The following is a 7644-nucleotide window of genomic DNA, read 5'->3' as shown; positions in this document are numbered from 1 at the left end:
CTATTGTAAAATTTAATGGAGTCATATATTTCTCATCCTATCTAGTTTTTATTTTCAAACTAATTATATTTGATAAGGAGGGGTATATGGCTCATTTTTTATTACTTTTTTAAATTTACACACAATCTTAGACTTAACCTACTTTTATTAGGAGGAATTATGTCAGAAGTTAAAAAGATTGTTAATTTTAATGACGAAGAATTTAAAATTATTAAAGATGATGTGAGTAGTATTTATCAAAATGTTTTAAATACTTCATTTAAACGTTTCTTTATTAGTAATAAATATAAATGATTGTCATATATAATTTTGATTGTCGGAATCATTCTTTTTATTACTGGAATTACTTGTACAATGATATTTAAAGAAGAACCTTCAAAAACAATATATTTTGGATTAATTTTTTCTGGTTTTGCAATCATTATTATTGCCATTATATCTTTTTCTATTGGACAAGTTTTTAATAATAAAATTAAAAATTGTGGTTTTTCATCAATAATGGTTTTAATTGTTTTAGCAACTAAAGTATCTTTTGATGTTAGTAATAATTTTACGATTATTCCACAAAAATTTTTAGTATTTGGTAGTAGTATGAATCATCGTGTGTGAACCGAAAAAGTCTTAGTTGGTAATGTTAATAATCAAGATTTTAATTGTGGAACAATGATTGAAAAAATTGTTCGTGTTCAAAAAACAGGAAAATCCACAACCATCCGTACTACATATAATCGTTATTTATATTTTACTTGTCATATTAATCCCCAAGACTTTGTAACTACTATTAAACCCGAAACTTTAGGTTCAAGAATTATGGGTTCTAATCGTGGTGATCAATTAGAATCATCAGAGTTTGAAAAATTATTTGCACTTGATTATAGTGACCCCATAAAACTAAGAAAATTATTAGTACCAAAAATTATGAGTAATATGATTGATTTAGCTACTATGCAAAAACCATTACCAAATATTTTTGTTAATGAAACACAAGTAACATTAATGTATCCATATATGAATATTAGTTCGCCTAATAGTAGTAATGCTAACTTACTTAACTTGATTATTAAAAATAGTAGTGAAGAAGAACTATTAAATGATGTTCTTGCCATGCTTGATTTTACACTAAACATTGTTATGTATTCTTATGCATGAATTAGTAGTTTAGAGTTAAATTCTAAGTTAGTTAGTAAAAACTAATTAAGAACGTTTATAACACACTTAATAATTTATGAATATTTTATATTTCAATTATCTTATTTTTCTCGTATAATTTTATTTATAGTAAGTTATTAATATTTACTACAATTTAAAAATTTGTTTTTATCTTTTTTGGTCTACCTTTGTAACTAAAAAAGATTTTTATTTTATATTTATAAGAAGCGTATTAATATGGCACCAGATTTAAAAAAATGCCCAAATATAAACATTAAAAATTGACTGGTATATATACCAGTCAATTATATTTTATATTAACTTTGTCATTTTAATTTTTTAGCAGTAATGCCAATAAAACCAGCAAGGATTACTAAACTAACTACCCCATAAACATACATTTCTCATGTCATTTTAAATGTTCCTGATCAACAATTAAAGTATGGTAAAGTTGAATATTTAAATGGTGAGAAATAACTAATTACATTTAAGGCAGGAGTTCCGATAATTAAATCAATTGGTAAGATAGAACCACTCAAATAAGCAATCGGTAAATATAATACATTAGCGACAGCAAAATATGAAGTCATTGTCTTAAATAATGATGCTAACATTAATCCCATACTAATGGCACTAACAAAGATAATTAAAACTCACGGAATAGAAATGATAATTTGCTTTGGCAAAGCAATATTTCCTCAACCATAAGTTCCACCAAAATAAATTCCACCTCATAGTAATGTTCATAAGAATGAAATAATTGACATAACTAATCCCATAACTATAACAGCGCTCACAAAAAACAAAGGATGAATATTATAGTTGCTCCAATTCTTTTTAATAAAACAGAGGTTTTAAATTCAATAATTGTTTGGGGGATAACAAAAATACCAACAGAAATAATATTAACAATGGCGATTCCAGCAATCATTTGTCGCACTAATGCTAATCTTGCCATAAAATCAGACCCAGCGTTTTGAATAGAGAAACCTTGAATTCCTAAAATTAAGATGGGATAAATAATTAAGAAAAACGGAACAAAGAAACCTTTCAAGTAATATTTAAACATTAATTTTAACAGCGATCGCTGTTTTTTGGGACTAGTACTTAAAGCATTAACTACTTTATTAGGGTCAGTTTGACCTTTTTTATTACTTAATAATTCTTTTTCAGCAGCAACACTTGGTTTTTTATATTTTTTAAATTGTTGGAATGTATAGTCATGAACTGAACCATATTCTTTAACTACATCCTTAACTGTATGTTCTTCAATGATATCACCATTATGCATATAAATAATACGTGTACAAAAACGTTCAATTTCACTCATGTTATGAGAAACTAGAATCATGGCTACATTTTTCTTTACAATATTTTCTTCTAAAAATTCAAAGATTTCTTCTCAAACTTCAATATCTAACCCCGTAGATACTTCATCTAAAAACACTAAGTCAGGTTTATGAATAACGCTTAACAAGATATTTAAACGCTGTTGTTGTCCACCTGATAAGAACATAATATTTTTATTTTTCGCAGCTGATAATTGATAGGTATTTAATAATTCATTTAGTTGGCCAATATTCATTTCAATGTTAAACGTTTCTAAATAGTATTCTAACATATCCATAACTGTAATTCCTGGTGGATATTTTGATTCTTGAAATTGAAATCCAATAACAACACCGTCTTTTTTTCAATTGTTCCTGAAGTTGGTTTTCGAATTGATGCTAAAATTTCAGTAATAGTTGATTTACCACTACCATTAGCACCAATAATCCCAATTCTTTCACCAGGTTTAATTTCAATGTTAAAACCTTTTAGTACAGTTTTTTCACCATATTTTTTAATAATATTAGTTGCTTTAATTAAAAAATTAGCGTTAACAACTGTTTTTTCAACTGGTTGCTGAGTTTCATTCATGGATTTTTCTGAATTGTCTGGTTGCGCTTGAAGTTTTTTTAATTTTTTCACATTTAAATTTCCTTTCTTTTAAAAACTATTACATTATAAGTGTATCATGAACATTAAAATAACCTTAAAAATTTAATGATACTAAATTATAACATTTAAAGTAGAATTTGTTATCAAAACATAATGTTATTTTTATTCTCATAGCACCAGTACCATTTAATAAACATTAATTTATTAACTAAAATCATAAAATAATTTCTAATTATTTTTCATAATAATTTAGGGAAAATGATATTATTTTGTTAAAATATAAGTGATTTAATTTCTGAAAGGGGTAATAACAGTGGAGCAATATTTAAGTTTATGCCGTCATATTATGAAATATGGTTACCAAAAAAATGATCGAACAGGAACAGGAACCATTTCCACTTTCGGTTACCAAATGCGCTTTGATTTAGCGCAAGGTTTTCCTTTATTAACTACCAAAAAAGTTCATTTCCCAGCTATTGTTCATGAACTATTGTGATTTATTGCTGGTGATACTAATATTGAGTACTTAGTAAAAAATAATGTTCGCATTTGAAATGAATGACCATATAAAAATTATGTTAAAAGTAAGTCATATCAAAATGAAACATTACAAGAATTTATAGAAAAGATTAAAACTAACCATAACTTTGCTCTTAAATTTGGTGATTTAGGGCCAGTCTATGGTAAACAATGACGTAATTTCAATGGTGTTGATCAATTAACTAATCTTGTCACAAACCTAAAAAATAATCCATTTTCACGAAGGCATATTTTATCAGCTTGAAACCCTAGCGAAATTAACAACATGGCTTTACCACCTTGCCATACTTTAATTCAATTTTATGTTTCTGATGATAAGAAATTATCTTGCCAACTATACCAACGTAGTGCTGATATTTTTCTAGGTGTTCCTTTTAACATTGCTTCATATGCTTTATTAACTATCATGTTAGCACAAGTATGTGGCTATGAATTAGGCGATTTTGTTCATACTTTAGGCGATGCTCATATTTACAATAATCATATTAATCAAATTAATGAACAATTACAACGTGCACCTAAAGTTTTACCAAAGTTAGTTATTAGCAAAAATATTAGTAATTTATTTGACTTCCAATATTGTGATTTTACTTTAGAAGGATATGATCCACATCCATTAATTACTGGTAAGGTTGCTGTCTAATGATAAATTTAGTATGAGCTATGACTGAAGAAGGAGTTATTGGTGCTGATAATTCCCTACCATGAAAAATCAAAGCAGAAATGCAATACTTTCAAAGCATTACTATTAATAAAACCGTAATTATGGGTGCCAAAACATTTGAAAGCATTGGTTCTCCTTTAAAAAAACGCTACAATATAGTAGCAACTCATCATCAAGAACGTTATCAAAAATGACATAATCTTGATAATATTATCTTTAGTGATAATTTATTAGCATATTTACAACCATACAAAGGTAATAAAATCGAAGATATCTGTGTATTAGGTGGGAAAACAATTTATGAACAAGCTTGAAAACTTGCTGATTACTTATATATTTCAATCATCAAACACCCCTACTCAGGTAATATCATCTTTCCAAATTTAGATTTTTCAGATTTTAAGTTAATTAAAACAACTGATTATGACCAATTTACAGCTAAGATTTATCAAAGAAAGGAATTAATTTAAATGAACATATGAAAAGCCATTTTGACTTGACCCTACTTATTACAAACGTATACTAAGTCAGGTTCAATGACCAAAAAAGTACTAAAAGACCCTAATTTAGTATCAGAAGCAAAACGCTATATATGACTAAAAAAGCGAGTACGCTATATCAAATGATTATACAATATCAAACTAACTATTCATAATATTGACTTATGACCAAAACGTAAAGGTTGTGTTATGGTTGCTAATCACCAATCTAACTTTGATCCGTTGCTAGTATTATCAGTTAATGATTTTAGCTTACATGCTCCTCTAGGTTTTATTGCCAAAGAAGAACTTAAAAAAAGTCGCTTAGCACGACGTTTTATCTTCTTAATTGACGTGTTATTTATTGACCGTAATAACCCCAGAACAGCAGTAACTGCTTTTCAAGAAGCCAAAGAATTAATTAGAATTCCTCGTACTATGATGATTTTTCCTGAAGGAACGAGAAGCCATGGTCAAGAAATGGGTGAATTTAAAGCAGGTGCCTTAAAAATGGCATACCAAGCTTATGTCCCAATTATTCCAGTTTCAATTATTAATTCTTATCAAATTTTTGATAAAAAACATAAAGGAAAAGTTCATGTACAACTTGTTTTCCATAAACCAATTGAGCCAAGTCACTTTATCCACTTATCAACTGATGTTTTATCAAAACAAATCTTTAATATCATTAAAAATGGTATAGTATTTTATGGATAATAGGTTCGTTTTATTTAAAAACAATGTTTATAAATTAAAGTTAAAAAGAAAGAAGTGATTATAATGCCTATAGAAATAGAAAATAACACTATGATTGAAGAAATGATAGAACAATTAAAAAAGATGGGTGTGTTTGCAATGTCTAGTTTTGCTCAGACTATATTACAATCGTTAATTAGTATGAGAGTAGCACAAACAAAATGAAGTTGAAATAACTTTAAAACCAGTTGTAAGTATAGTGTAGGAATTACTATGTTGGAAACGTTTTTAGAACCAAAAAAATTTCAATGAATTAGCAATATAAAATCTTGAATCTATAGTAAAAGTAATCAACATTATCAAACTGAGGTTACTAATTTACAATTTGGGATATCAATGTTTGGATATACTGCCACCAGTATTTTTCAAAGTTATTGCTCAGTATTATTAGATAAATTATCTAATAATAAATTTGAAACTTTTTTTGATTTAGATATTTTAGAAAGTACTGTTACTGATTTATTTTTTACAATAGCAATTGAAATTTTTGAAGAAAAAATAATTGAAATATTAAAAGAAAATATTAAAAAATTTGAAACTAATAAAAATGAAATTAATGATTTAAATGATAGTAAAAGTCAAGATATAGAATCAGATAGTATTAAACAAGAAGAACTAGAAAATATTTCAATATCTAGCGATAGTGGAGATGAAGCAAAATTATTAGATGTTGAAACTAAAAAAGTTAGTCACAAATCTTTACTACTAACACTACCTTTATCTTTTTTAATTTCAACAATATTTACATGACTTAATGAATCATTTAATAACCGTGCTGATATTAACATTAAGAAATTATTAACTGATTCACCTTATCTTTTATTGTATAATTTGGATTCATTGCTTAATTCATTAGTTAATTGTATAGTTAATGGAGACGAATTGCCTCTGTTTTCCTTATTCAAGAAGTGTACTAAAAATAATAGTATTACCGATAATGCAGATTTTACAGAAGTAGTAACTCAAATCAATGATAGAAAAACTATTCCTATTAAAGAAAATATTAAAAAATGTAATTATTATTCAAATTTAAAAGCAAGCAAAGAAACGATTAGAGAGAGAAGTGCTACAATTTAAAAAAGTAGCATTTTAAAATAATTACATTTATAATTACTTAATGTTATTATTTTAATGATTTATAAAGGAGAAACAAACTTATGAATAATCAAATTCAAGTATACAGTTCCAATGAACCTATTGGAGCTAATTGCATTCTTGCTATTCGTTTTGAAACTAATGAATTATTTGAAGGCATGTTAGATATCGTTATTTATGGTACTGCTGTCTATTGTGAGTGGGATTAATTTTTAATATTAAAATCGTTACGTTTGCATTGACAATCTGCCTAGCATCAAAAAAGCAATTACTGATGCACATGATGAATTAAGCAAAAATTCAAATTATAATCTTGCTTGATTACATGAAAAAAATATTGAAATTTGAAAAAAGTTTTAACATAGACAAGATTAACTACGGGATATAGTTAAATAAAGATGGCAATCTAATGTTATAAGAGTAGGTATGTTAAGTTGTATATTGGTACTACAAGAAACAATAATAACAAAACTTTCTATTGGCGATTATGAATTTTTATTAGCAAATTCAAAACATTTTAATACCTAAAGAGAGAGTCACTATTTCATGTAACTCATATACAATGCATAATTAGCACATAATCATTCAAAAATAGTTATAATTAAAAATATTAAGGTTATATAAGTTAGGAGTAAAGTCATGAATTGAAAAAAATATTTGTGTGATTGAAAACTATTTATTAAGATACTAACTATTACTGTGAGCTTGTATGCTATGATTCAAACTTTGATGGCCGGTGCTAACAGTTAAATGGTTGAAATAAAGATAGTACTTTTCTTCCGGAAAATCCTCATGGTTTATGGTACTCACTTAATCCAGTTATGATTTTATGAACAGGAATATCATATTTTAGTTTTGAAACTAATATAATTATCATTGTTTTATTAACTTTAATGATTATATTCCACAATAAGGAAAATGAACATAAATATACTAACTATTATTTTCGCCTAGCAACCGTAGTTTATGCTAGTACTATTTTTATTACTTACTTTTTAGCACTATTACCGATTCAATCAC

General features: G+C 26.5%; 10 protein-coding genes. 7 read left to right on the top strand and 3 right to left on the bottom strand.

Going from position 1 to position 7644, the window contains the following annotated elements:
• Window positions 1-159: 159 nt before the first annotated feature.
• A complete protein-coding gene (locus RDJ14_RS04175) occupies window positions 160-1194 on the top strand; it encodes a hypothetical protein (protein WP_308150124.1) in 1035 nt (344 codons plus the stop codon).
• 272 nt (window positions 1195-1466) lie between these two features.
• Here the strand turns inward: RDJ14_RS04175 and RDJ14_RS04170 are convergent, their stop codons facing one another.
• The 3 genes from RDJ14_RS04170 to RDJ14_RS04160 are packed head-to-tail and all read right to left on the bottom strand — an operon-like array spanning window position 1467 to window position 3120.
• Window positions 1467-1916: an ABC transporter permease gene (locus RDJ14_RS04170; protein ID WP_308150123.1), complete on the bottom strand. Its 450-nt coding sequence runs from the start codon at window positions 1914-1916 to the stop codon at window positions 1467-1469.
• A 14-nt stretch (window positions 1917-1930) separates the two neighbouring features.
• Window positions 1931-2776, bottom strand: a complete 846-nt coding sequence (locus RDJ14_RS04165; protein WP_308150122.1) for an ATP-binding cassette domain-containing protein — start codon at window positions 2774-2776, stop codon at window positions 1931-1933.
• Complete coding sequence (locus tag RDJ14_RS04160) at window positions 2764-3120, bottom strand: ATP-binding cassette domain-containing protein (protein ID WP_308150121.1); 357 nt, start codon at window positions 3118-3120, stop codon at window positions 2764-2766. Before RDJ14_RS04160 ends, RDJ14_RS04165 begins: the two co-directional genes overlap by 13 nt.
• Window positions 3121-3403: 283 nt before the next feature.
• On the opposite strand from RDJ14_RS04160, the gene thyA reads away from it, so the two are divergent.
• The 6 genes from thyA to RDJ14_RS04130 form a co-directional block, all read left to right on the top strand.
• The gene (gene thyA, locus RDJ14_RS04155) at window positions 3404-4273 is read left to right on the top strand and encodes a thymidylate synthase (RefSeq protein WP_308150120.1); all 870 of its coding nucleotides are present in this window, start codon (window positions 3404-3406) and stop codon (window positions 4271-4273) included.
• Complete coding sequence (locus RDJ14_RS04150; RefSeq protein WP_308150119.1) at window positions 4273-4764, top strand: dihydrofolate reductase; 492 nt, start codon at window positions 4273-4275, stop codon at window positions 4762-4764. Before thyA ends, RDJ14_RS04150 begins: the two co-directional genes overlap by 1 nt.
• Window positions 4765-5490, top strand: coding sequence for a lysophospholipid acyltransferase family protein (locus tag RDJ14_RS04145; RefSeq protein ID WP_308150118.1), 726 nt, complete (start codon window positions 4765-4767; stop codon window positions 5488-5490).
• 63 nt (window positions 5491-5553) lie between these two features.
• The gene (locus RDJ14_RS04140) at window positions 5554-6606 is read left to right on the top strand and encodes a hypothetical protein (RefSeq protein WP_308150117.1); all 1053 of its coding nucleotides are present in this window, start codon (window positions 5554-5556) and stop codon (window positions 6604-6606) included.
• A gap of 80 nt (window positions 6607-6686) precedes the next feature.
• Window positions 6687-6833: a heavy metal-binding domain-containing protein gene (locus RDJ14_RS04135; protein ID WP_308150116.1), complete on the top strand. Its 147-nt coding sequence runs from the start codon at window positions 6687-6689 to the stop codon at window positions 6831-6833.
• Between the two features lie 612 nt (window positions 6834-7445).
• Window positions 7446-7644 (top strand): hypothetical protein (locus RDJ14_RS04130; protein ID WP_374047466.1); only part of this gene is annotated, 199 nt, incomplete at its 3' end.

The sequence above is a fragment of the Spiroplasma sp. AdecLV25b genome, from assembly GCF_030913225.1.
In the GTDB taxonomy this organism is placed as follows: domain Bacteria; phylum Bacillota_I; class Bacilli_A; order Mycoplasmatales; family VBWQ01; genus Spiroplasma_E.
The sequence above is the reverse complement of the archived record's forward strand: the minus strand, read 5'-3'. Positions and strand labels throughout refer to the sequence as shown.